Source organism: Streptomyces sp. NPDC047315 (assembly GCF_040643215.1).
GTDB lineage: Bacteria > Actinomycetota > Actinomycetes > Streptomycetales > Streptomycetaceae > Streptomyces.
In genome coordinates, this window is the sequence record NZ_JBEYTZ010000027.1 from 16,361 (window position 1) to 40,847 (window position 24,487).

The following is a 24,487-nucleotide window of genomic DNA, read 5'->3' on the forward strand; positions in this document are numbered from 1 at the left end:
TTGGGACTGACTGCCGACGACTACGGAGTCGTCATCGCGCGGCTGTCAGTTGTCGTCCTCGTCGATCAGGAAACCGCGCATCGGCGACGGCGCCTGCTGCATCGGCTGCGGCGCCTGCGGGCGGACCGGGGCCATCGGCTGGGTCATCGCGGGAGCCATCTGCTGCTGTCCGCCGTACGACGGGCTGCCGCCCATCGGCGAACCCATGGACGGGGCGCCGCCCATGGAGTGGCCCATGGAGGGGGCGCCGGCCGAAGCCATCGACGGCGACGGCGGCAGCGATGCCGCAGCAGGCGTCCGCGGCGGGGCCAGCGAGTCGTCCGCCTGGGTCTCCAACTGACGCAGTTGGCTCTCCAGGTAGGACTTCAGCCGGGTGCGGTACTCGCGCTCGAAGCCCCGCAGGTCCTCGACCTTGCGCTCCAGCGTGGCGCGGGCCGACTCCAGCGAACCCATCGCGACGCGGTGCTTCTCCTGCGCGTCCCGCTCCAGGGCGTCGGCCTTGGCACGGGCGTCCCGCTCCAAGCCCTCGGCGCGCGAACGCGCCTCGCCGACGATCTTGTTGGCCTCGGAACGGGCCTCGGCGATCGCCTGGTCGGCGGTCTGCTGCGCCAGCGAGAGGACCCGGGCGGCGCTGTCGCCACCGGGGCCGCCCTGACCGGGCATCTGCTGCGGGTGGCCGCCCATGGGACCGCCCTGCATCTGACCACCCTGCATCTGACCCATCGGACCGCCCATGGGGCCGCCCTGCATGGGACCGGGGCCGCCCATCGGGCCGCCGTGGCTGGGACCGGCCGGCAGCTGCGGTGCACCACCGGGCAGCTGGGGCGGGCCCATCTGCTGCGGCGGCTGCTGCTGGACCGGGGGGCCCGATATGGCAGCGGGCACCGGGGCCCCGGGCCGTTGGTCCTGCGGCTCCGGCCCCTTGCGCATGCCCTGCTGCTGGTTCTGCGCCGCCGCTCGGGTCGCCGCGGCCAACTTGGCGCGCAGGTCCTCGTTCTCGCGAAGCAGGCGGGTCAGTTCGGACTCCACCTCGTCGAGAAAGGCATCGACCTCGTCCTCGTCATAGCCTTCTCGGAGGCGGACGGTCGTGAACTGCTTGTTCCGCACGTCCTCGGGGGTCAGCGGCATCTCTTCTTCACCTCTACGTAGTCGTCGGCAGTCGGCAAGACCGTATCGTCCACAGTTACCCCGCTCACCCCGCGTACTTTCCCACGATGGAGATCAGGATGTAGACGATGATCATCAGAACGAAGAAGGACAGGTCGAGTGCCACGCCCCCGAGACGCAACGGCGGGATGAACCGCCGAAGAAGCTTGAGCGGTGGATCGGTGACAGTGTAGGTGGCCTCAAGGATGACCACCATCACCTTCCCGGGTTGCCATGAACGTGCGAACTGGAAGACATAGTCCATGACTAGCCGGAAGACCAGCACGACCAGGAAGCACACCAGCGCGATGTAGACCACCTCTAGTGCGACACCCATTCCGCGCTTCCCTCTCCCCTGTGCTCACGTGCCCCCGACCTGCAAGGCCGGGTTCGTCCGATGTCGTGTCTCAGCTCTGGTTGAAGAATCCGCCCTCTGCGATACGGGCCTTGTCCTCCGCCGTGACATCGACGTTAGCAGGCGAGAGGAGGAAGACCTTCTGAGTCACCCGTTCAATACTCCCGTGGAGACCGAAGACCAACCCCGCGGCAAAGTCGACAAGTCGCTTCGCGTCGGTGTCGTCCATCTCGGTCAGATTCATGATCACCGGGGTGCCCTCACGGAAGTGTTCCCCGATGGTACGGGCCTCGTTGTAGGTCCGCGGGTGCAACGTGGTGATGCGGTACGGCTCCCGCTCGGACACGACCTTGGGCATGATCACCGGTGCGTTCTTCTCCAGGCTCGGACGTTCTGGTGTGATGGACGCCACGGGGGCGATGCGGGCCGGACGCCCGGATTCCGCGGGAAGCGAAGCGGCGTGCGCCACCGGCTCGCGCTGCGCCGGGGGTTGCGTCGCGCGCACCGGTTCTTCCCGCTCCATCTGGTGCGGCGGCTGGTGCCGCCGGTGGTCCCGCTCGGGCTCCGGCTCGGGTTCGAAGTCGTCGTCGGGGTCGAAGCCCCGGCCGTCGTAGCCATCGTCCTCCACGAGGCCGAGGTAGACCGCCATCTTGCGCATCGCGCCGGCCATGCTCTGAGTCCTCCGCTCTGAGGTGGATCGCCGTCTCGCCGTTGTTGCAGTGTCACCAAGTGTCCGCGATCCACGTGGCATGCCCGCTTCTTGGCGGGAATGACCATATTTTCTGCTGTGGTCCGACCTGCTTCGCGACGTTACCCGAGCCGGGGACGGACTCCGAGTACCGCAGTGCCGACGCGCACATGTGTCGCCCCCGCCGCCACGGCATCTTCGAGGTCTCCACTCATCCCCGCGGACACCATCGTTGCAGCAGGATGCCCCGCGCGCAGGCGTGATGAGAATTCCACCAGCCGCTCGAAGGCCGCCCGCGGCCGGCCCTCGTAGGGTCCGACCAGCGGCGCTACGGTCATCAGTCCGCCGAGGCGCAGCCCCGGCGCGGCCTCGACCGCGTCCGCCAACTCCCCGATCCCGTCCGGCGCGACGCCGCCGCGCTCACCGCGGACGGCGCCCTCCTCTGCGTCCAGGGCGACCTGGATCAGACAGCCGACCTCACGGCCGGCCTTCTCCGCCGCGGCGGAGAGCGCTGTGACAAGTCTTACTCGATCGATCGACTGCACCAGATCGGCGTAGCGCACCACGGAACGGACCTTGTTGGTCTGCAACTGTCCGACGAAGTGCCAGGTGAGGTCGAGGTCGGCGCATTCGGCGGCCTTGGGCGCCGCGTCCTGGTCGCGGTTCTCGGCCACATGGCGTACACCGAGTTCGTGGAGGATGCGCACATCGCTCGCGGGATAGGTCTTGGTGACGACGATCAGCGTCACTTCCTCCCGCTTCCGCCCGGCCGAAGCGCAGGCGGCGGCGATGCGTTCCTCCACCGATGCCAGGTTTGCGGCGAGTTCGCCGCGACGGTCCGTCATGCCTCTCCTGCCCCAGGGGCGTCCGACTCCGCGAGCCAGACGTATCCGGCCAGCCGCCCGGTGACGCGGTCTCGGCGGTACGAGTAGTGGTCCCGGGACTCCAGGGTGCAGACGTCGGACTGCTGACGGTCCGTGACCCCGAGCGCGGCGAGCTGGGCGTGCACCGCGGCGGTGACGTCCACGGCCGGAGTGCCCCAGCTCGTCTCGGACCAGGCGGCCGGTTCGACCTCGGCCACCTGCGCCCGCATCGGGGCCGGCACCTCGTAGCAACGGCCGCAGACCGCGGGGCCGGTGCGGGCCGCGATCCGCTCGGGCCGCGCCCCCAGGGACACCATGGCCTCGACGGCGGCGGGCACCACTCCGGCGACCATGCCGGGGCGGCCCGCGTGGGCGGCGCCGACGACTCCGGCGACGGGGTCGGCGAGCAGGACGGGGGTGCAGTCCGCGGTCAACACGGCGAGGGCGAGCCCGCGTCGGGCGGTGACCAGCGCGTCGACGGCGGGGATCGGGCCTTCGCCCCACGGGCCGTCGACCACCGCGACGTCCCGGCCGTGGACCTGGTTCATCCAGACGACGCCCTCGGGGTCGAGCCCCAGTTCCTTCGCGGCGATCGTCCGGTTGGTGACGACGGCCGCGGGGTCGTCGCCCACCGCGCCGCCGAGGTTCAGCTCTTCGTACGGAACGGCGCTCACCCCGCCCCACCGGTCGGTGAAGGCGAAGTGCGCGCCGCTCTCGTGTATCGCGTCGTGCTGCACGGTCACTTCAAGAAGTCCGGTACGTCCAGCTCTTCGGCCGAGGTGTCGCTGTAGGTGCGGGTCGGCGGGACCTGGGGCGCCTGCGTGCTGGCCTCGGGCACCGGGGCGGGCTCGACCGGGGGCTCCTCGCGGACCGGCACCGCGCCCAGGGAAGAGGAGGGGCGGGGGGTCTCGACCGGGCGCGAGGGCGCCGGCGCCGGCTCCTCGCGCTTGGCGGAGGACGAGCCGAGGACGTTGTCCCGGCGGGCGGGCGGCTGACCGCCGTCGAAGCCGGCGGCGATGACCGTGACCCGCACCTCGTCGCCGAGCGCGTCGTCGATGACCGCGCCGAAGATGATGTTGGCCTCGGGGTGGGCGGCCTCGCTCACCAGCTGGGCGGCCTCGTTGATCTCGAAGAGACCGAGGTCGGAGCCGCCGGAGATGGAGAGCAGCACCCCGCGGGCGCCGTCGATGGACGCCTCCAGCAGCGGCGAGGAGATGGCCATCTCGGCGGCGGCCACCGCGCGGTCGTCGCCGCGGGCCGAGCCGATGCCCATCAGGGCCGAGCCGGCTTCCGACATCACGGACTTGACGTCGGCGAAGTCGAGGTTGATCAGACCGGGGGTGGTGATGAGGTCGGTGATGCCCTGGACGCCGGAGAGCAGGACCTGGTCCGCGGACTTGAACGCGTCCAACACGCTGACCTGGCGGTCCGAGATGGACAGCAGTCGGTCGTTGGGGATGACGATGAGGGTGTCGACCTCTTCGCGCAGCTCGGCGATGCCGTCCTCGGCCTGGTTGGCGCGGCGCCGGCCCTCGAAGGTGAAGGGGCGGGTGACCACACCGATCGTCAGGGCGCCCAGCGAGCGGGCGATGTTGGCCACGACGGGGGCGCCGCCGGTGCCGGTGCCGCCGCCCTCGCCCGCGGTGACGAAGACCATGTCGGCCCCCTTGAGGACCTCCTCGATCTCCTCGCGGTGGTCCTCGGCGGCCTTGCGGCCGACGGCGGGGTTGGCTCCGGCGCCGAGGCCGCGGGTGAGTTCGCGGCCGACGTCGAGTTTGACGTCGGCGTCGCTCATCAACAGGGCCTGCGCATCGGTGTTGATCGCGATGAACTCAACGCCCTTGAGGCCGACCTCGATCATTCGGTTGATGGCATTGACACCACCGCCGCCGACACCGATGACCTTGATGACTGCGAGGTAGTTCTGCGGTGCTGCCACGTCGAAGGCCTCTCGCCTCGAAATACGTGTCGTCATGGTGCGCTCTGCGCGCCGCGACGACGGATGCCGATGGGACGGTCCGTAACGCCGACCCGAACCCTAACGTTGAAGTTTAGGGTTACCAGAGTGTCTGTCCGCTGGACTCTTCCGAACAGGACACTAAGTCGGCGAGCGGCGCACGTTCAATGAACACGCCGAACCTCCCGTTTTTCTTTTCACCCTATGTGATCAGCCGTTGCGCGCACCACCCAGGGGGCCGGGCCGGGGCAGGTGTGCGTCAACTCCCGGCCACCGCGGGCGCGGTGGGGGCGCTGACGTCGAAGTCGCGGGCCTTCGGCGCGGCCTTCATGAGGGCGGTCAGGGCTCGGGCCTTGAGCTCGCCCTCTTCGGGGCTGCCCCACACGACGGTCCGTCCCCCCGTCAACTCCAGGGTGATGTAGTCGTATGAACGGACTGCGACTTTACGGATGTCCGCGGCGACCACCTTCGGCAGGTCGCCCTTGACGCGCACCGCCGCGGAGATCAGCCGGTCCCGCCCGAACCTGTTCAGGCTGGGCGCGGCGGCGATGTCCATGGTGAGCCTCGGCACGCCCTTCGGGGCCACGGTCACGGTCGCGAACCGGACGCCCTCCGCGTCGACTTCGACGAACTTCGCGCCCTGTTCGAGCAGGAGCACCGGCCGTCGCTCGGTGACGTCCAGCGCGACGCCGTCCGGCCACGAGCGGGACACCTCCACCGAGTCGATCCGCGGCAGCCGCCGCTTCAGCCGGGCCTCGACGGCGTCCGTGTCGACGGAGACCAGGGGCGAGCCCAGCGGCACCCGCGCGGCCTCGCTGACCTGCTCGGGGGTGAGCACGTCCACGCCGGAGACCTCCACCCGCTCCGCGCGCAGCCAGGACGAGCCGTACAACGCCCAGACGATCCCCCCGCCGAGGGCGAGGGCGGCGACGAGCAGCAGGACCGTCCGGGGGCTCAGCCGTCCGCGCAGGCGTCCGATGCCGGCGAAGCGGCGCCGGGGCGGCGGACCGGACGAGCCCGCTGACGGTTTGCTCACACCGCGGTCGGCGGTGGTGGGTCCGGCCACGCTCCGGGTCTCCTTCCGACCCGGGCCCGGGTCGCCCCCGGGCCCGATCCACGAGCGAGCTAGCGGCGGGCCGCGATCGCCTCGTACACCATGCCGACGAGGAGTTCGTCGGCGTCCCTGCGGCCGAACTCGGCGGCTGCACGGGACATCTCGTACAGCCGGTGCGGGTCGGCCAGCACCGGCAGGACGTTGCCCTGGACCCACTCGGGGGTCAGCTCGGCGTCGTCGACCAGCACTCCGCCGCCCGCCTTGACCACCGGCTGGGCGTTCAGTCGCTGCTCGCCGTTGCCGATCGGCAGCGGGACGTACGCGGCGGGGAGCCCGACGGCGGAGAGTTCGGCGACGGTCATCGCGCCCGCGCGGCAGAGCATCATGTCGGCAGCGGCGTACGCGAGGTCCATCCGGTCCACGTACGGTACCGGGATGTACGGCGGCATTCCGGGCATGTTGTCGGCGCGCGGCAGTTCGTTCTTCGGGCCGACGGCGTGCAGGATCTGGATCCCGGAGCGCTGGAGCACCGGTGCGACCTGCTGGACGACCTCGTTGAGGCGGCGGGCGCCCTGGGAGCCGCCGGAGACCAGCAGCGTGGGCAGGTTGGGGTCGAGGCCGAAGGCGGCGCGCGCCTCGGGCCGCACCCGGGCGCGGTCCAGCGTGGCGATGGAGTGCCGCAGCGGGATGCCGATGTAGCGGGAGCCGCGCAGCTTGCTGTCCGGGGTGGCGACGGCGACCGCGGCGGCGTAGCGCGAGCCGATCTTGTTGGCGAGGCCGGGGCGGGCGTTGGCCTCGTGGATGACGATCGGCACCCCGCGGCGCTTGGCGGCGAGGTAGCCGGGCAGGGCGACGTATCCGCCGAAGCCGACGACGCAGTCGGCCTTGGTGCGCTCCAGGACCTGCTCGGCGGCCTTGATGGTGCCGCGCAGCCGGCCCGGGACGGTGATCAGCTCCGGGGTGGGCTTCCGGGGCAGCGGCACGGCCGGGATCAGGGCCAGCTCGTAACCGCGCTCGGGCACCAGTCTGGTCTCCAGGCCGCGTTCCGTGCCCAGGGCCGTGATGCCCACGGTCGGGTCCTGCCTGCGCAGGGCGTCAGCGAGCGCGAGCGCGGGCTCGATGTGGCCGGCGGTCCCCCCGCCGGCGAGTACGACATGCACCGAATTTCACCGCTCTCCGGACGGACGCTTGGTGACGCGCCGTCTCATCGTCTTCCATCTCACGCCTGGCGTACGCACCGCCAGGGCGGCCTTCGCGGCGGGCTCGTCGCGCGCGAAGGCGATCAGCAACCCGATCGCGAACATGGTCGGCAGCAGGGCGGACCCTCCGTAGGAGAACAGCGGGAGCGGGACCCCGGCGATCGGCAGCAGACCGAGCACCGCACCGATGTTGACCACGGCCTGGGCCGTGATCCAGGTGGTCACACCTCCCGCGGCGTACCTCACGAAGGGGTCCTCCGTGCGTCCGGCCACGCGGATACCCGCATAGCCTAGAGCCGCGAAGAGGGCGAGCACCGACAGCGTCCCCGCCAGGCCCAGTTCCTCGCCGGCGATGGCGAAGATGAAGTCGGTGTGCGGTTCCGGGAGTTGTCCCCATTTTTCCACACTCGCACCGAGACCGGAACCGAACCATCCGCCGGAGGCGAGTGCGTAGATCCCGTGCACCGCCTGCCAGCACTCCCCCTTGGGCCCCAGGTCGATCGCGCCGATGCACTCCAGCCGGGACATCCGGTTCTCGCTGGTCTTGATCAGGAAGAAGCCGACGAGGAGCGCGGCGCCGAGGACGCCCGCGAAGAGTCGGGTGGGCGCCCCGGCGAGCCAGAGCAGGCCGAAGAGGACCGCGGAGACGATGATCGCGGTGCCCATGTCACCGCCGAGCATGATCAGCCCGAGCAGCAGGAACGCGACCGGCACCAGCGGCACCAGCAGGTGCTTCCACTGCGACAGCAGCCGCTTGTCCTGCTTGCGCGCCAGCAGGTCGGCGCCCCACAGGATCAGCGCCAACTTGGCGAACTCGCTGGGCTGGAGTTGGAACGAGCCGCCGAGCGACAGCCAGTTCTGGTTGCCGCCGACCGAAACCCCTATCCCCGGGATCTGCACCAGCACCATCAGGAACACGGTGACCATCAGCAGCGGGTACGCCAGGGCCCGGTGCAGCTTGATCGGCATCCGGGAGGCGAGCAGCAGCAGTCCGGTGCCGATGAGCGCGGCGAGGAACTGCTTGCGGAAGAAGTACGAGCCCGGGAGCGACAGCTCCAGCGCCTTGATCATCGACGCGGAGTACACCATCACCAGCCCGAGGACGGTGATCAGCAGGCTGCTCCCGAGGATCAGGTAGTACGCGGTGAGCGGCCGGTCCCACGCCCGGCGCGCCCGCTCGTACAGCCGTCGGGGGCCCCGCCAGCGCGGGGGCCGGGGCGTCCCGGTCGACCGGCCGGTCCGCCCGGGCCCGCCGGTGCCGCCGGCCCGGGGGCCGCGGACGGCCCCGCTCGTACGGCTCCGCAGGGCCGTGCCCGCGGCCCGGCCCGCGGGCGCTCCCGCGGCGGCGGGCACGGGCCCGCGGTACCACCGCGTCAGGTCCGGCATTCGCATCGGCGCAGTCCCCTCCAGTCGGGCCCGGCGCGCCGCCCCAGCGCCCCGGAGGTGGTCCGGGGCGCACGGCACGGCGCGGAGGTCGGGCCGGTCAGGCGCGCTCGGCGGCGAGGGTACGGACCGCAGCCGCGAACGCCTCGCCCCGCTTGTTGTAATTGGCGAACATGTCCATCGAGGCGCAGGCCGGGGCCAACAGGACGGTGTCTCCCGGCTCCGCGAGGCGCGCCGCTTCGCGGACCGCCGCCATCATCGCCCCAGTGTCCGTCCGGTCGAGGTCCACGACCGGCACATCGGGTGCGTGTCGCGCCAGGGCCGCCGCGATCAGGGCGCGGTCGGCGCCCATGAGGACGACCGCGCGCAACCGGTCCGCGGCGCGCGCCGCCAACTCGTCGAAGGCCGCGCCCTTGGCGAGGCCGCCGGCGATCCACACGATCGGGTCATACGCCGCCAGCGACGCCTCGGCCGCATGGGTGTTGGTGGCCTTGGAGTCGTCGACGTAGGCGACCTCGGCCACGTCCGCGACCTTCTCGATGCGGTGCGGATCGGGTCGGAAGGCGCGCAGCCCGTCCCGTACCGCGGACGCCGGTACGCCGTAGGCGCGGGCCAGCGCCGCCGCGGCCAGCGCGTTGGCGACGTTGTGCGGGGCGGGCGGGGAGACGTCGGAGACCTCGGCGAGCTCCTGCGCCTGCTGATGGCGGTCCTCGACGAAGGCCCGGTCGACGAGGATGCCGTCGACCACGCCGAGCTGCGAGGGCCCGGGGGTGCCGAGGGTGAAGCCGATGGCGCGGCAGCCCTCCACCACGTCCGCCCCGCGCACCAGGTCCTCGGTCGCCGGGTCGGCGACGTTGTAGACGCAGGCGATCTCGTTGCCCTCGTAGATGCGGCCCTTGTCCGTGGCGTACGCCGCCATGGAGCCGTGCCAGTCGAGGTGGTCGGGGGCGAGGTTGAGCACGGCGGCCGAGTGGGCGCGCAGCGAGGGCGCCCAGTGGAGCTGGTAGCTGGAGAGCTCCACGGCGAGGACGTCGTACTCCTCGTCCCCGAGCACGGCGTCGAGGAGCGAGACGCCGATGTTGCCGACGGCGGCCGTCCGCAGGCCCGCGGCTTCGAGGATGGCGGCGAGCATGCGCACCGTGGTGGTCTTGCCGTTGGTGCCGGTGACCGCGAGCCAGGGGGCCGGGGCCCGTCCCGAACCGGTCTCCCTCAGCCGCCACGCCAGTTCGACGTCGCCCCAGACCTCCACGCCCGCCTTCTCGGCCGCGGCGAACAGCGGCTTGTCGGGCCGCCAGCCGGGGGCCGTGACGATCAGCTCGGTGCCGTCGGGCAGGGTGTCCCCGTCGCCGAGGCGGACGGAGATCCCTCCCGCCCGTCGCCCACCACCACCCTCGCCGGAGGCGCTGCGCGCCGCAGCCCAGTCCGCCAGCTCCGCGGCCTGGGCCCGGGCGCGCTCGTCGTCGCCGTCGTTGACGACCGTGACGTGCGCGCCGAGGCCGTGCAGGACCTTCGCCGCGGGGATCCCGGAGACCCCCAGGCCGGCGACGGTGACCCGCTTGCCCGACAGCTCCTCGCGCGTGCTCACTTGTCCGCCGCCCAGCCCGCGTAGAAGAGTCCGAGTCCGACGATCACGCACATGCCCTGGATGATCCAGAACCGGACCACCACAAGGACTTCCGACCACCCCTTTAGTTCGAAGTGGTGTTGCAGTGGCGCCATGCGGAAGACCCGCTTGCCGGTCATCTTGAACGAGCCGACCTGGATGACCACCGACATGGTGATCAGGACGAAGAGGCCGCCGAGGATGGCGAGCAGCAGTTCGGTGCGGGAGCAGATCGCCAGGCCGGCCAGGGCGCCGCCCAGGGCCAGCGAGCCGGTGTCACCCATGAAGATCTTGGCGGGTGAGGTGTTCCACCACAGGAAGCCGAAGCAGGAGCCCATCAGTGCGGAGGCCACCACGGCGAGGTCGAGCGGATCTCGCACCTCGAAACAGGCTTCGGGGTTGGTCAGCGACAGCGCGTTGGCGCAGGACTCCTGGAACTGCCAGAGCCCGATGAAGGTGTACGCGCCGAAGACCATCACGGACGCGCCGGTGGCCAGGCCGTCCAGGCCGTCGGTGAGGTTCACGCCGTTCGACATCGCCAGGATCATGAACAGCGCCCAGACGACGAACAGCACCGGTCCGATCGCCCAGCCGAAGTCCGTGATGAACGACAGCTTGGTGGAGGCCGGGGTGTTGCCGCGCTGGTCGGCGAATTGCAGCGAGAGCACCGCGAAGGCGATGCCGACGATCAGCTGTCCCGCCATCTTCGCCTTGGCCCGCAGGCCCAGCGAACGCTGCTTGACGATCTTGATGTAGTCGTCCAGGAAGCCCACCAGGCCCATGCCGGCCATCAGGAAGAGGACGAGCAGACCGGAGAAGGTGACCGGCTCTCCGGTGATCACCTTGGCGAGCGCGTAGGCGATCAGGGTCGCCAGGATGAAGGAGATGCCGCCCATGGTGGGCGTGCCCTTCTTGCTGCCGTGGGTGCGCGGGCCGTCGTCCCGGATGAACTGCCCGTACCCCTTGCGCGCCAGCAGCTTGATCAGCAGTGGCGTGCCGATGAGCGTGAGGAAGAGCCCGATGGCCCCCGCGAAGAGGATCTGCCTCATCGAGCGGCACCCTGCCCATCCGAAGGAGCTGCCCCGTCATCGACCAGCGTCTGGGCAAGCCGCTCAAGCCCGACCGACCTGGATGCCTTCACCAGCACGACGTCTCCCGGGCGCAACTCTCTGCGCAACAGGTCGACCGCCGCCTCAGCGTCGGACACGTGCACCGACTCCTCACCCCACGAACCCTCGTTATATGCGCCCAGTTGCAGCCAGGACGCTTCCCTGCCCCCGACTGCGACGAGCTTGCTGACGTTGAGTCGGACGGCGAGCCGTCCCACCGCGTCGTGCTCGGCGAGTGCCTCGTCCCCGAGCTCGGCCATCAGGCCGAGCACCGCCCACGTGCGTCCCCCCCGGCTCGTTGCGTCCTTGCCCATGGCGGCAAGCGCGCGCAGCGCCGCCCTCATGGATTCGGGGTTCGCGTTGTAGGCGTCGTTGACGATCGTCACGCCGTCCGGACGCTCGGTGACCTCCATGCGCCAGCGGGAGAGGTTACCTGCCTCGGAGAGCGCGCTGGCGATCTCGTCGACGGGCAGGCCCAACTCGTGGGCGACGGCGGTCGCGGCGAGCGCGTTCGACACGTGGTGCTCACCGTACAGCCGCATCGTCACATCGCTGCACCCGGTGGGGGTGTGAAGCGTGAACGCGGGCTGCCCCTGCGGGGTGAGACGCACGTTCTCGGCACGGATGTCGGCGTTGTCCGACTCTCCGAAGGTCACCACGCGGGCCTTCGTGCGGTCGGCCATGGCCCGTACGAGGGGGTCGTCCGCGTTGAGCACGGCCACGCCGTCCGCGGGCAGCGCCTCCACGATCTCGCCCTTGGCCTCGGCGATCCTCTCCCGGCCGCCGAACTCGCCGATGTGGGCGGTGCCGACGTTCAGGACGAGGGAGATCCGCGGCGGTACGAGCCCGGTGAGGTAGCGGATGTCGCCGACGTAGCGGGCACCCATCTCCAACACCAGGTGCTCGGTGGCGGAGTCGGCGCGCAGCGCGGTCAGCGGCAGCCCGATCTCGTTGTTGAGGTTGCCCTCCGGGTAGACCGTCGGGCCCTTGCGCGCCAGGAGTTGGGCGATGAGGTCCTTGGTGCCGGTCTTGCCCACCGAGCCGGTGAGCGCGACGGTGGTGGCGCCCAGGCGCTCCACGACGTGGCGCGCGAGGGCGCCCAGCGCCGCGGTGACGTCGGGCACCACGATCGCGGGCACGCCGACGGGACGGGTGGCGAGGACGCCGACGGCGCCGTCGGCCACGGCCCGTGCGGCGTAGTCGTGGCCGTCGACCTTCGCTCCGGCGAAGGCGACGAAGAGGGCGCCGGGGGCGACGGCCCGGGAGTCGGTGACGACGGGGCCGGTGACCTCGGCGGTCGGATCCGGTATGTCGTACGACTGCCCGCCGACGATTTCGGCGACCTCGGCGAGGGAGAGGGTGATCACAGGGTCATCCCCGGGGCTTCTCGTGCGATGGGTGCGGTGGGACGGGGGCGGCTGCCGCCGTGCTGGTGGCGCGGGAGGCGCGGATGGCTTCGCGCAGGACCTGGCGGTCGTCGAAGGAGCGGACGACTCCGGCGACGTCCTGGCCCTGCTCGTGGCCCTTGCCGGCGATCAGGACGGTGTCGCCGGGCTCGGCGCGGGCCACCGCGGCGGCAATGGCCGCGGCCCGGTCCGCCTCGACGAGCACGTGTCCGCGCTCGTGGGCGGGCACCTGGGCGGCGCCGGCGAGCATGGTGGCGAGGATCGCGAGGGGGTCCTCGGAGCGGGGGTTGTCGGAGGTCAGCACGGCGGTGTCGGCGAGCCGGGCGGCTGCCGCGCCCATCGGGCCGCGCTTGGTGGTGTCGCGGTCGCCGCCGCAGCCGAGCACGACGTGCAGCCGGCCCTCGGTGACCTTGCGCAGCGAGCGCAGCACGGACTCGACGGCGTCGGTCTTGTGCGCGTAGTCGACGACGGCGAGGTAGGGCTGGCCCTCGTCCACGCGCTCCAGCCGGCCGGGGACGCCCGGTACGGAGGCGACGCCGTCGGCGGCCGTCTGCGGGTCGATCCCGGCGACGGCGAGGGTCACCACGGCGGCGAGGGTGTTCGCGACGTTGAAGGCGCCCGGGAGCGGGGCCTCGGCCCGTACGCGCTGCCCGCCGGGCCCGACGACGGTGAAGGTCGAGCGGACGGCGCCCAGTTCGACGTCCTCGGCGCGCCAGTCGGCGTCCGGGTCGCCCTCGGCGGAGAAGGTGGTGACCGGTACGGACGCCTCCTTGGCGAGCCGGCGGCCCCACTCGTCGTCCAGGTTGACCACCCCGCTGCGGCTGCGGGCGGGGGTGAACAGCCGCGCCTTCGCCCGGAAGTAGTCCTCCATGTCGGAGTGGAACTCCATGTGCTCCGGGCTGAGGTTGTTGAACACGGCGACGTCGAAGACGCAGCCGTCGACCCGGCCGAGCACCAGGGCGTGGCTGGAGACCTCCATGGCGACCGCCTCGACGCCCCGTTCGCGCATCACGGCGAACAGCGCCTGGAGGTCGGTGGCCTCCGGGGTCGTGCGCTCCGACTTGACGCTCTCGCCGCCGATCCGGGTCTCCACGGTGCCGATCAGACCGGCGGCGCGGCCGGCGGCCCGCAGGCCGCCCTCGACGAGGTAGACGGAGGTCGTCTTGCCCGAGGTGCCGGTGATGCCGAGTTGGAGCAGGGACTCGCCAGGGTGTCCGTAGATCGCGGCGGCGAGTTCGCCCATGTGACCGCGGGGGTCTTCGGCGACCAGGACGGGCAGTCCGGTGGCGGCGGCCCGCTCGGCGCCCGTGGGGTCGGTGAGGACGGCCACCGCGCCGAGGTCGGCGGCCTGGGCGGCGAAGTCGGCGCCGTGCAGCCGCGCGCCCGGCAGGGCCGCGTACAGGTCGCCGGGGCGCACCGCGCGGGAGTCGTGGGTGATGCCGGTGACCTGGACCTGATCCGGCGCCGCTCCCCCCTCGGGGGTCGGCAGCCCCGCTCGGACCGCCAGGTCCCCGAGCGGTGTCGGGTGGAGGTGGTGAGGTCGGGGGGCTCCCGGCTGCCGCGCCGTCTCGGCCGCGCCTTCCGGGGAGGTCGTTCCGTACTGATCAGGGTGGGGCACGGCGGTGAGCGTACCGGGCGTGGTGCGGGCGGAGCCAAAAGAGGTCCGCCCGGGTCCGTGGTTCCCGGAATCGGGGGTGATCGTCGTCACTGGTGGTTCCTTGGATCAGGGGATGTGCGTCGGGCGGCCGGGGCGGTTCCGGGGCCGTGCCCGGGTGGGTCCTGGCCGCGGCCGGGCCGGCGGCGGGCGGCTTCCGAAGGGGGCGGGTGCCCCGGTGGACACCGCTCAACCGCCCGGTTTGAAGGTGACGGGCAGTCCGGCGGGCTCCGCGCCCGTCGGCGGGACCTGGAGGGTCTTCAGAGCGAAGGCCATCACCTTCTGGTAGATCGGGCCGCAGATCTGGCCGCCGAAGTAGCTGCCCTTGGTCGGGTTCTGGATGGCGCAGTAGACGGTGACCCGGGGTTTGTCGGCGGGGGCGAATCCGGCGAAGGAGGCGGTGTAGCCGCGGTAGCGGCCCAGTTCGGGGTCGACGCGGTTGGCCGTGCCCGTCTTGCCGGCCACCCGGTAGCCGTCGATGCGGGCCTTGGTGCCGGTGCCCTCCTCGTCGCCGACGACGGACTCCAGCATGGCCGCCAGGGTGGTCGCGGTCTTCTCGCTGACGACCCGGGTCTTCTGGGGTGCGGGCGCCGCGGCGAACCGCCCGTCCGGGCCCTTGGAGCCGCGCACGAGGGTGGGTTCGATCCGTACGCCGCCGTTGGCGATGGTCGAGTAGACGGACGCCGCCTGCATGGCGTTGATGGACATGCCCTGGCCGAAGGGGATCGTGTACTGCTGCGAGGTCGACCACTTCGACGGCGGGGCGAGGATGCCGGGGGTCTCGCCCGGGTAGTCCAGCCCGGTGGGGCTGCCGAGGCCGAACTTCTTCAGGTACGAGTGGAGCACCTGGTTGGCCTGGGCCTGGGTCTTGCCGAGCTGGCCGGTCGCCAGGATGGTGCCGATGTTGCTCGACTTGGCCAGCACGCCGTTGAGGGTGAGGTACCAGGTCGGGTGGTCGACGTCGTCTTTGAAGAGGCGGTCGCCGCGGTGCAGCCGGTTGGGGACCACCACGTGGGTGTCGGGGGTCGCCGCGCCCTCCTCCAGGACGGCGGCCATGGACACCACCTTGGCGGTGGAGCCGGGCTCGTACGCGTCCTGGAGGGCCGCGTTGCCCAGCTCTGCGGCGTTCGCCCGGTTGAGGTCGTTGGGGTCGAAGCCGGGCGAGTTCGCCATGGCGAGGACCTCGCCGGTGCGGGTGTCCTGCACGATCACGTATCCGCGGTCGGCCTTGGACTTCTCCACCTGCTCGGAGATCGCCTGCTGGGCCGCCCACTGGATGTCCCGGTCGATGGTGAGTTCGATGTCGGAGCCGGGGACGGCCGGGGTCTCGCGGGTGCCGCCGGCGGTGGGCACCCGGCGCCCGCCGGACTGGGCGTAGGTGACCTCGCCGTCCTCGCCGGCGAGGTCCTTGTCGAGCATGGACTCGACGCCCCCGCCGCCGCGGCCCTCGGCGTTCACGTAGCCCAGTATCCCGGCGGCGAGCTCGCCGTTGGGGTACACCCGCTTGCTGCTGGGCTCCTGGAAGACGCCGCCGAGCACGTTGGCGCCGGGGCCGCCGTCGGCCTTGTCCTCGCGGGCCTTCTCGGCGAAGACGCCCTTGAGGTCCTTGATCTGGTTCCACACCTGGGGGGTCTGGCGGCGGGCCAGGACGGTATAGCGGGACTTGGGCTGCTTGAGCTTCTTGACCACGTCCTCGGCGGGCACGTTCAAGATGGGCGCGAGCAGCGCCGCGGCCTGCTCGGGCGCGTCGGGGGCCTTGCTCTCCTCGGGGGTGAACAGCTTCGGGTCGGCGGTGATGTCGTACGCGTCGACGCTGGTCGCCAGCGCGATGCCGGAGCGGTCGGTGATCTCCCCGCGCTCGGCGGCGAGCTTGACGCTCAGATAGCGGCTCTTGTCGGCCTTGGCCGCGTACGCCTCGGCGTCCACCGCCTGGACCTGGAGGAGGCGGACCACGAAGGCGAGCATCACGAGGGTGAGTCCGAAGCCGACGAGGCGCAGTCGGGGGCGCGGGCTGCCGAGCCGCAGGGGGCCGGTGCCGCGGGGGCCGCGGGGCCCGCCGGGGCCGCCGGAGGGGCGGCGGGCGGGGCGGGCGGACGGCCGTGGGGACGGTCCCGGGACCCGGCCGCGCGATGGGGCTCCCCGGTCCCGGGGAGCGGGGCGCCGGCGTGGTTCCTGAGGGGGCACTGCGTCACCTGCCGGGGGGCGTCTGGGGCGGTTGCGCGGGCGTGTGGGACCGGAGGTTCGGTGGCGTGTTCTGCGTGCTCTGCGTGTCCTGCGCGCTCTGGGTGCTCTGCGCGTTCGGCGCGCTCTGGGTGCCGAGCCGCTGCGGGCTGGTCTGCGGCTCGGGCAGCGCGCCCTGGTCCGGGCCCTGGCCCTGAGTCTGGCCCTGGCTTTGGGACTCGCGGCCGGTGGTCACGGGCGGCGTCGACGGCCCCAGAGTGGGCTGTCCGGTGGAGTCGGCCGGGGGCGGCGTGGTCGGCGGCTCCTGCTGCCCGGAGCCCGGCGGCGACGGATCGGCGTCGGCCTTGTCGGCCTTCTCGGGCTCGCCCTTGACGGTCCCGTCGGTGTCGATGAAGGCGGGGCCGCCGCCGGGGACCATGCCGAGCTCCCGGGCCCGCCGCTCCAGGGCGTCGGGCGCCGAGCGGTCGTCGACGTCCCGCTGCAGGGCCTGCTGCTCGTCGGTGAGCTCGGTGGTCTTGCGCTTCAGTTCGCTCAGCTCGAAGGAGCCCTCGTTGAGCGAGGAGTTCAGCATCAGCAGGGTGATGAGGCCGCCGCCGAGGAGGACCACGATCAGGAAGACGAAGGGGGTGCGGGCCGCGTTGCTGGGGCCCGCGGGCATCAGCCGGGCGAGTCTCGCAGCGCGTCCCTTCAGCTGTTTGCCCGCTGTGCTCACCGCGTCCTCCCGCTCGCTCCGACGTGCGCGTGTCCACTGCCCGTACGACTCACGGCGCGTCCTCACGGATGCGCTGTGCTCCCCTCAGACGCGCCGGGGCGGCGCGGCGGTTCTCGGTGACCTCTTCCTCGGTCGGCAGCTCGGCGCCCCGGGTCAGCAGCTTCAGCCGGGGCTGGAACTCCTCGGGGACGACGGGCAGCCCGGGCGGCGCCGTGTTGGCGGCGCCCGCCGCGAAGACCTGCTTCACCAGTCGGTCCTCCAGCGAGTGGTACGACAGCACGGCGATCCGACCGCCGACGTCGAGGGCGCCCACCGCCGCCGGAATCGCCCGCTCCAGGACGCGCAGCTCCCCGTTCACCTCGATGCGCAGGGCCTGGAAGGTGCGCTTGGCGGGGTTGCCGCCGGTGCGCTTGGCGGCCTGCGGCAGGGCGTCCCGGATCAGTTGGACGAGCCGGGCGCTGTGGCTGAAGGGCTCCCGGTCCCGCTCCCGCACGACTGCGGAAACGATCCGTTTGGCCTGCTTCTCCTCGCCGTACGCCCGCAGGATCCGCACCAGTTCGCCGGGCGGGTAGGTGTTCAGCACCTCGGCCGCCGAGATGCCGGTCGTCTGGTCCATCCGCATGTCCAGCGGGGCGTCCTGGGCGTAGGCGAAGCCCCGCTCCGCCTCGTCGAGCTGCATGGACGAGACGCCGAGGTCGAACAGGACGCCCTGGACGCGCGGGAGCGAGAGCCGGTCGAGCACCTCGGGCAGTTCGTCGTACACCGCGTGGACGAGCGTGGCGCGCTCCCCGAAGGGCGCGAGGCGCTCGGCCGACAGCCGCAGGGCCTCCTTGTCCCGGTCGAGCGCCACCAGCCGGGCCTCGGGGAACCGGGTGAGCAGGGCCTCGCTGTGCCCGCCGAGCCCGAGGGTGCAGTCGACGACGACGGCTCCGGGGCGCTCCAGGGCGGGGGCCAACAGGTCCAGGCACCGCTGGAGCATCACCGGGACGTGTCGGGTATTGCTCACTGGGCCCTCTCAGGTCCGGCGCGGGGCTGGAGCGACCGGCGAGCTGAGGAGGAAGGCCGAGCCGTGCGTTTGCCGCACACGCGGGGAGACGATCTGGAAATCTACGGAACGTACTGGATGCACTGGACGTACTGGCTGAACGACTGACCGTACTGGACGCGACCGGACGTGCCGGTCCGCCCGGTCCTGCCTCGGCGGAGCACGGGCCGCGCCAGTGGACTGCGCGTCACTTTAGTCCACGGTCCTGCCCGGTCAATCAACCGGTTCGACGGCGTGGCGGGCGGGGGAACGGTTCCGCCGATTCACTCGAACGGATGTCGACACATCGCCTCTGTGGGTTACCTCACAACAAGCCTCGTTGATGTTCTTTGTCCGCTCTCACAGCAGGCCGGAGGGGTCCCTTCCCGTTACCGTCGTCGACATGACGACTTCCGCGCACCTCCCCGCCGACAGCGCGCGCACCGACGGCACGGTCACCGATCGCCTGGTCTCGGCGAACCGGAGCTACGCGGCCGACTTCCAGGACCCCGGGATGGACGCCCGCCCCGTGCTGCGGGTGGCGGTCGTCGCCTGCATGGACGCCCGGCTGGACCTGCACGCCGCCCTCGGCCTGGAACTGGGCGACTGCCACACCATCCGCAACGCGGGCGGCGTCGTGACGGACGACGTGATCCGCTCCCTCACCATCAGCCAGCGGGCCCTCGGCACCCGCAGCGTCATCCTGATCCACCACACCGGCTGCGGCCTGGAGTCGCTGACGGAGGACTTCCGGCACGAGTTGGAGGACGAGGTGGGGCAGCGTCCGCCGTGGGCGGTGGAGGCGTTCCGCGACGTCGACCAGGACGTGCGGCAGTCGATGCAGCGGGTGCGCACCTCCCCGTTCCTGCTCCACACCGACGACGTGCGGGGCTTCGTCTTCGACGTGAAGGAAGGGCTGCTGCGGGAGATCGACCCGGCCGCCTGACACCCGCTGACACCCGCGCCGACGCGGGCACGCGCCCCTCAACCGCCGGACAAGTCCGGCCCGCCACCGGATAAGTCCGGCCAACCCGCCCAAACCCGCCATGGTTATCCACAGGCGAGTGACACGAAGCGGTAACGGCAACAAGAATGCGGGGAGAGGCACGCCCCTCGAACCGATGGGGGGCGGTGCCCGTGTTTCGGGGTGGGCCGGGTCGTCGCAGTCCCGGCCCGCAGAACGGGCCGAGGAGGGCCGTGTGACGACCTATGACGATCGAGCGAGCCTCACAGATCTGACCGCCACAGCGGATCGTGTCCGCAGGTCGGTGGAGGGTGTGATCGAGGGCAAGCCCGAGGTCGTACGGCTCACGCTGACGGTGCTGCTCGCCGAAGGTCACCTCTTGATCGAGGATGTACCGGGCGTGGGCAAGACGATGCTGGCGAAGGCGCTGGCGCGGTCCGTGGACTGTTCCGTCAGACGCATCCAGTTCACGCCGGACCTGCTGCCGTCCGACATCACCGGCGTGTCGGTCTTCGACCAGCACGAGCGGGACTTCGAGTTCAAACCGGGCGCCATCTTCGCCCAGATCGTCATCGGTGACGAGATCAACCGCGCCTCGCCCAAGACCCAGTCGGCGCTGCTGGAGTCGATGGAAGAGCGCCAGGTCACCGTCGACGGGAGCACGTACGAGCTGCCCAGCCCCTTCATGGTGGTGGCCACCCAGAATCCGGTGGAGATGGAGGGCACCTATCCGCTGCCCGAGGCCCAGCGGGACCGCTTCATGGCCCGGGTGTCCATCGGCTATCCCAGCGCGGAGGCCGAGTTGCGGATGCTCGACGTGCACGGCGGGCCCTCTCCGCTGGACGACATCCAGCCGGTGGCCCATGCGCACGACATCGTGAAGCTGATCGAGGCGGTCCGCGGCGTGCACGTCGCCGAGTCCGTGCAGCGGTACGCGGTCGAGCTGGTCGCCGCCACCCGCCACCATCCGGACCTGCGGCTGGGCGCCTCGCCCCGGGCCACGCTGCACCTGCTGCGCGCCGCGAAGGCCACGGCCGCGCTGAGCGGCCGGGACTACGCCCTGCCGGACGACGTCCAGGCGCTGGTGGTGCAGGTGCTGGCGCACCGGCTGCTGCCCACCGCGCAGGCCCAGTTGAACCGTCGTACGGCCGAGCAGGTCGTGCTGGAGATCCTGCAGCGCACCCCGGTGCCCACGGCCGGCGGCAGCCAGGCGGCGTACGTCCCGGGCCACCAGCCCCCGCAGTACTACGGGCGGCAGCACGACGCACGGCGGTTGTGATGTCCGCCGCGGACACCACCGTCGATGACGCCGCCCCCGCTTCGGCGCTCGCCGAGCGGGGGCAGGGCGGCCTGCGGGTGGCGCTGAGCGGGCTGACCACCCGGGGGCGCTCGTTCGTGGCCGCCGGAGTGGCGGCCACCGCGTGTGCGTACGTCCTCGGCCAGGACGACCTGTTGCGGGTGGGGCTGCTGCTCACCGCGCTGCCGCTGGTGTGCACCGCCGTCCTGTACGGCACCCGCCACCGGGTCGCGGGCAGCCGCCGGCTCGCGCCGGCGCGGGTGGCGGCCGGCGCGGAAGCCCGGGTCCACCTGCGGATGGACAACGTCTCCCGGCTGCCCACCGGTCTGCTGATGCTCCAGGACCACGTGCCGTACGTGCTGGGGCCCCGTCCCCGGTTCGTCCTGGACCGGGTGGAGGCCGCCGGGCGGCGCGAGGTGTCGTACCGGGTCCGCTCGGACCTGCGGGGGCGCTATCCGCTCGGCCCGCTCCAGCTCCGCCTCACCGACCCCTTCGGCATGTGCGAACTGACGCGCTCCTTCAGCGCGTTCGACGTGCTCACCGTGATCCCGCACACCGAAGAGCTGCCGCCGGTGCATCTGGCGGGCGAGTCCGCGGGGTACGGCGAGGGGCACCGGCGCGCCCTGGCCCTCGCCGGCGACGACGACATCATCCCCCGCGCCTACCGCTACGGCGACGATCTGCGGCGGGTGCACTGGCGCTCCACCGCGCGCTTCGGCGAGCTGATGGTGCGCCGCGAGGAGCAGCCCCAGCGGGCCCGGTGCACCGTGCTGTTGGACACCCGGTCGGTGGCCTACGAGGGCGTGGGCCCGGACGCGGCTTTCGAGTGGGCGGTGTCGGGCGCGGCTTCGGTCCTGCTGCACATGATGGCCCAGGGGTACACGGTCCGGCTGCTGACGGACACGGGGAGCGCGGTCCCCGCGGAGGGCGCCGACGGCTTCTCCGGTTCGTCCCAGGAGTCCGCCGACGCCACGGGGCTGCTGATGGACGCCCTCGCCGTGGTCGACCACTCCGACGGCGTGGACTTCTCCCCCTCGTACGACACGGCGCGGGGCGCGAGCGAGGGGCTGCTGGTCGCCTTCCTCGGCGATCTCGACGAGGAGCAGGTGGCACGGGTGGCCCGGATGCGGCAGCGCGGCTCGGGCGCCGTGGCCTTCGTACTGGACAGTGAGGCGTGGGTGACGGGCGGGACGGCGGTAGGGCCGGTGGAAGAGCGGCTGAGGGTGTTGCGCGAGGCCGGTTGGACGGCGCTCGCGGTGTCGCCCGGTGCGACGCTGCCCGCCCTGTGGCAGCAGGCCGGCCGGCAGCGCTCCGATTCCCTCGGGCTCGGCGCGAGCGGCGTTCCGGGGGGTCGGTCGTGAGCGGACGCACCCGGATCACGCTCTGCGCCTACGCCGCGACGCTCATGGCGGCGAGCGCGTTGCTACCCCTGCTGGACTCGGCGCAGTGGCTGGCGCTGGCCGCGGTGCTGCTCGCGGTCCAGTTCGGGGCGGGCGCCGTAGCCCGGCGGGTGTCGCTGGCCCGGCCGCTGACCCTGGTCTTCCAGGCCCTGGTCGGCCTGATGCTGCTCACCTTGTCCTTCGCCCGGCAGGAAGCGCTGCTGGGCGTGGTGCCGGGCCCCGCCGTGCTGGCCCGGTTCGGTGAGCTGCTCTCCCAGGGCGGCCAGGACATCGAGCGGTACGCGATCCCGGCGCCCTCCTCCCCCGGCATAGAGCTGATGGTGATCGGCGGGGTGCTCACCGTCGGCCTCATGGTGGACGCGCTCGCGGTGACCTACCGCAGCGCCGCCCCGGCCGGTCTGCCGCTCCTCGCGCTCTACTCGGTCGCCGCCGGCCTCGCGGGCGACGCGGCGAGCGTGCTGTGGTTCGTACTCGCCGCGATCGGCTATCTGCTGCTCCTGCTGGCGGAGGGGCGTGACCGGCTCTCCCAGTGGGGCCGGGTCTTCGGCGGTTCGTCGGCGGGGGCGGCGCGCGGGGCGCGGGCCTTCGAGTCGTCGAGGGCGCCGCTGGCCCCGGTGCGCACCGGCCGGCGGATCGGCGTGCTGGCGCTGGGAGTCGCCCTCGCGGTCCCGGCGGCGCTGCCGGCGCTCGACGGCGGCCTGCTGTCGGACTCGCGCTCCGGGGGCGGCTCCGGCTCGGGCGGCAGCACGATCAACGCGGTCAATCCGCTGGTCTCGCTCCAGGACAGCCTGAACCAGCCCGAGGACGTCGAGGTGCTGCGCTACCGGACGAACTCCCCGGACAAGGACGGCATGTACCTGCGGTTCGTGGCGCTCGACCAGTTCGACGGCACGACGTGGAAGACCTCGGAGCGCGGCGTCAAGGACGTTCCGGACCGGCTGCCCCAGCCGACGGGCCTGAGTTCGTCGATCGCGACGCAGGAGGTCCAGACGAACATCACGGCCTCCGACGGCTACCGCCAGGACTGGCTGCCGATGCCCTACCCGGCGACCCGGGTGGACATCGACGGCCGCTGGCGCTTCGAGCCCGAGGGCCGCACCCTCGTCGGCGACCGCGGCCAGAACACCCGCGGCGTCGAGTACTCGGTGAACAGCCTCGTGGTGAAGCCGACGGCGCAGGACCTGGCGACGGCGCCGCGTCCTCCCGCGGACATCGTCGCGGAGTACACGAAGGTGCCATCGACCCTGCCTGACGTGGTCAAGGAGACCGCACGGAACATCACCGTCGGCTCCCGGAACGACTACGAGTCCGCGGTCCGCCTCCAGGACTGGTTCGCGGTGAACGGCGGCTTCACCTACGACACCGACGTCCGGTCCGGTACGGGCGTCTCGGCGATCAGCCGCTTCCTGGAGGACAAGCGGGGCTTCTGCGTCCACTTCTCCTTCTCGATGGCGGCGATGGCCCGCACCCTGGGCATACCGGCCCGGGTCGCGGTGGGCTTCACCCCGGGCACCGAGCGTGCCGACGAGACGATGTCGGTGAGCATCCGCAACGCCCACGCCTGGCCCGAGCTGTACTTCGAGGGCGTGGGGTGGACGCGCTTCGAGCCGACGCCCAGCATCGGCAGCGTGCCGGACTACGCCCTGCCGGAGTCGCCGTCCTCGGGCCCGTCGGACCCGGCCGAGCAGCAGCCGTCCGTGTCGCAGGAGCCCTCCGCGACGGCTTCCGCCCCGGACACCTGCCCGGCCGACCAGCGCCGGCGCGGGGAGTGCGAGAGTTCGGCCCCGGTCCAGGCGATCACGCCCACCGGGTCCGACGGCTCCTCGTGGCGCCTTCCGCTGATCGCGCTCGCCGCGCTGGCCGTGGTGGTGCTGCCGCTGCTGCCCCTGCTGTGGCGGATGCGGGTGACCGCGCGCCGGCTGGGCTCCCGGGGGCGCACGCCCGACGACGCGCGGGACCGGACGCTCCAGGCGTGGCAGGAGGTGTTGGACACGGCGTGGGACCACGGCATCGTGCCCGACGGCGCGCTCACGGCCCGCAAGTCGGCCGAGCGGATCGTGCGGCTGGGCCGTTTGGACGGCGAAGCGGCCGATGCGGTCCACCGGATAGCCGGCGCGGTGGAGCAGGTCCTGTACGCGCCGCAGCCGCAGTCGGCCGGCGGCCTGGTGGACGACGTCGGCCGGGTGCGCGCCGGATTGTCCGCGGCAGCGGGCCGGTGGGAGCGACTGCGGGCCCGACTGTTCCCGCGTTCCGCCGTTCGGGTGATCTGGGCCGCTTCGGCACGTTGGGGAGCGCTCGCGGAGCGCTGTCGCACCGCGGTGCGCTCGCGCGTGCCGCGCAGGCTGCCCGCCCTGCGTCGACCTTTCCGTCAGCGCGGCTGAGCGGGTGCGCCCGGGCCCACGGGTCCGGGCGTGCCTGCTTCGGCAGCGGGCGTACCGACCGCAGCCACTCGGGCACATGTCGTCATGTGGGCGTCCGTGTGGGACACGTGG

At 72.1% G+C, this 24,487-nt stretch carries 20 protein-coding genes; 4 read left to right on the forward strand and 16 right to left on the reverse strand.

From position 1 onward, the window contains the following. Positions 1-45: 45 nt before the first annotated feature. The 16 genes from ABZ842_RS27835 to rsmH all read right to left on the reverse strand — a co-directional run bounded on the left by ABZ842_RS27835 (position 46) and on the right by rsmH (position 18,316). Entirely contained in the window at positions 46-1,128 is a 1,083-nt protein-coding gene (locus tag ABZ842_RS27835) for a DivIVA domain-containing protein (RefSeq protein ID WP_361542338.1), read from the reverse strand. 64 nt (positions 1,129-1,192) lie between these two features. Then, positions 1,193-1,483, reverse strand: a complete 291-nt coding sequence (locus ABZ842_RS27840) for a YggT family protein (protein ID WP_361542341.1) — start codon at positions 1,481-1,483, stop codon at positions 1,193-1,195. Between the two features lie 70 nt (positions 1,484-1,553). Further along, positions 1,554-2,171 (reverse strand): cell division protein SepF, encoded by a 618-nt coding sequence (sepF, locus tag ABZ842_RS27845; RefSeq protein WP_361542344.1) that lies wholly within the window; start codon positions 2,169-2,171, stop codon positions 1,554-1,556. Between the two features lie 140 nt (positions 2,172-2,311). Then, a complete protein-coding gene (locus tag ABZ842_RS27850; protein WP_361542347.1) occupies positions 2,312-3,034 on the reverse strand; it encodes a YggS family pyridoxal phosphate-dependent enzyme in 723 nt (240 codons plus the stop codon). Then, positions 3,031-3,795 carry a peptidoglycan editing factor PgeF gene (pgeF, locus tag ABZ842_RS27855; protein WP_361542350.1) on the reverse strand — a complete coding sequence of 255 codons (765 nt, stop codon included), beginning with the start codon at positions 3,793-3,795 and terminating at the stop codon, positions 3,031-3,033. The genes ABZ842_RS27850 and pgeF overlap by 4 nt, the downstream gene beginning before the upstream one ends. Then, positions 3,792-4,991, reverse strand: a complete 1,200-nt coding sequence (gene ftsZ, locus ABZ842_RS27860) for a cell division protein FtsZ (protein WP_361542353.1) — start codon at positions 4,989-4,991, stop codon at positions 3,792-3,794. The genes pgeF and ftsZ overlap by 4 nt, the downstream gene beginning before the upstream one ends. Before the next feature lie 277 nt (positions 4,992-5,268). Next, positions 5,269-6,075, reverse strand: coding sequence for an FtsQ-type POTRA domain-containing protein (locus tag ABZ842_RS27865; protein ID WP_361542356.1), 807 nt, complete (start codon positions 6,073-6,075; stop codon positions 5,269-5,271). A gap of 59 nt (positions 6,076-6,134) precedes the next feature. Continuing rightward, the gene (gene murG / locus ABZ842_RS27870; RefSeq protein ID WP_361542359.1) at positions 6,135-7,223 is read right to left on the reverse strand and encodes an undecaprenyldiphospho-muramoylpentapeptide beta-N-acetylglucosaminyltransferase; all 1,089 of its coding nucleotides are present in this window, start codon (positions 7,221-7,223) and stop codon (positions 6,135-6,137) included. Between the two features lie 6 nt (positions 7,224-7,229). Then, entirely contained in the window at positions 7,230-8,648 is a 1,419-nt protein-coding gene (ftsW, locus tag ABZ842_RS27875; RefSeq protein WP_361542610.1) for a putative lipid II flippase FtsW, read from the reverse strand. Positions 8,649-8,745: 97 nt separating this feature from the next. Continuing rightward, on the reverse strand, positions 8,746-10,230 hold the full coding sequence (gene murD / locus ABZ842_RS27880; protein WP_361542362.1) for a UDP-N-acetylmuramoyl-L-alanine--D-glutamate ligase: 1,485 nt from the start codon (positions 10,228-10,230) through the stop codon (positions 8,746-8,748). After that, positions 10,227-11,297: a phospho-N-acetylmuramoyl-pentapeptide-transferase gene (mraY, locus tag ABZ842_RS27885; RefSeq protein ID WP_361542365.1), complete on the reverse strand. Its 1,071-nt coding sequence runs from the start codon at positions 11,295-11,297 to the stop codon at positions 10,227-10,229. Before mraY ends, murD begins: the two co-directional genes overlap by 4 nt. Then, complete coding sequence (gene murF, locus ABZ842_RS27890; RefSeq protein WP_361542368.1) at positions 11,294-12,724, reverse strand: UDP-N-acetylmuramoyl-tripeptide--D-alanyl-D-alanine ligase; 1,431 nt, start codon at positions 12,722-12,724, stop codon at positions 11,294-11,296. Before murF ends, mraY begins: the two co-directional genes overlap by 4 nt. 4 nt (positions 12,725-12,728) lie before the next feature. Beyond that, complete coding sequence (locus ABZ842_RS27895) at positions 12,729-14,471, reverse strand: UDP-N-acetylmuramoyl-L-alanyl-D-glutamate--2,6-diaminopimelate ligase (protein ID WP_361542371.1); 1,743 nt, start codon at positions 14,469-14,471, stop codon at positions 12,729-12,731. A 135-nt stretch (positions 14,472-14,606) separates the two neighbouring features. Then, a complete protein-coding gene (locus tag ABZ842_RS27900; RefSeq protein ID WP_361542374.1) occupies positions 14,607-16,601 on the reverse strand; it encodes a penicillin-binding protein 2 in 1,995 nt (664 codons plus the stop codon). 4 nt (positions 16,602-16,605) lie between these two features. Further along, entirely contained in the window at positions 16,606-17,310 is a 705-nt protein-coding gene (locus ABZ842_RS27905) for a septum formation initiator family protein (RefSeq protein ID WP_361542376.1), read from the reverse strand. 49 nt (positions 17,311-17,359) lie between these two features. After that, positions 17,360-18,316 carry a 16S rRNA (cytosine(1402)-N(4))-methyltransferase RsmH gene (gene rsmH, locus ABZ842_RS27910; RefSeq protein WP_361542379.1) on the reverse strand — a complete coding sequence of 319 codons (957 nt, stop codon included), beginning with the start codon at positions 18,314-18,316 and terminating at the stop codon, positions 17,360-17,362. A gap of 421 nt (positions 18,317-18,737) precedes the next feature. On the opposite strand from rsmH, the gene ABZ842_RS27915 reads away from it, so the two are divergent. The 4 genes from ABZ842_RS27915 to ABZ842_RS27930 all read left to right on the forward strand — a co-directional run bounded on the left by ABZ842_RS27915 (position 18,738) and on the right by ABZ842_RS27930 (position 24,376). After that, positions 18,738-19,280 (forward strand): carbonic anhydrase, encoded by a 543-nt coding sequence (locus ABZ842_RS27915; RefSeq protein ID WP_361542381.1) that lies wholly within the window; start codon positions 18,738-18,740, stop codon positions 19,278-19,280. A 253-nt stretch (positions 19,281-19,533) separates the two neighbouring features. Continuing rightward, a complete protein-coding gene (locus tag ABZ842_RS27920) occupies positions 19,534-20,577 on the forward strand; it encodes a MoxR family ATPase (protein ID WP_361542384.1) in 1,044 nt (347 codons plus the stop codon). Beyond that, positions 20,577-21,956, forward strand: a complete 1,380-nt coding sequence (locus tag ABZ842_RS27925; RefSeq protein ID WP_361542387.1) for a DUF58 domain-containing protein — start codon at positions 20,577-20,579, stop codon at positions 21,954-21,956. Before ABZ842_RS27920 ends, ABZ842_RS27925 begins: the two co-directional genes overlap by 1 nt. Then, positions 21,953-24,376 carry a DUF3488 and transglutaminase-like domain-containing protein gene (locus ABZ842_RS27930; protein WP_361542390.1) on the forward strand — a complete coding sequence of 808 codons (2,424 nt, stop codon included), beginning with the start codon at positions 21,953-21,955 and terminating at the stop codon, positions 24,374-24,376. Before ABZ842_RS27925 ends, ABZ842_RS27930 begins: the two co-directional genes overlap by 4 nt. The last annotated feature ends 111 nt before the right edge of the window (positions 24,377-24,487 follow it).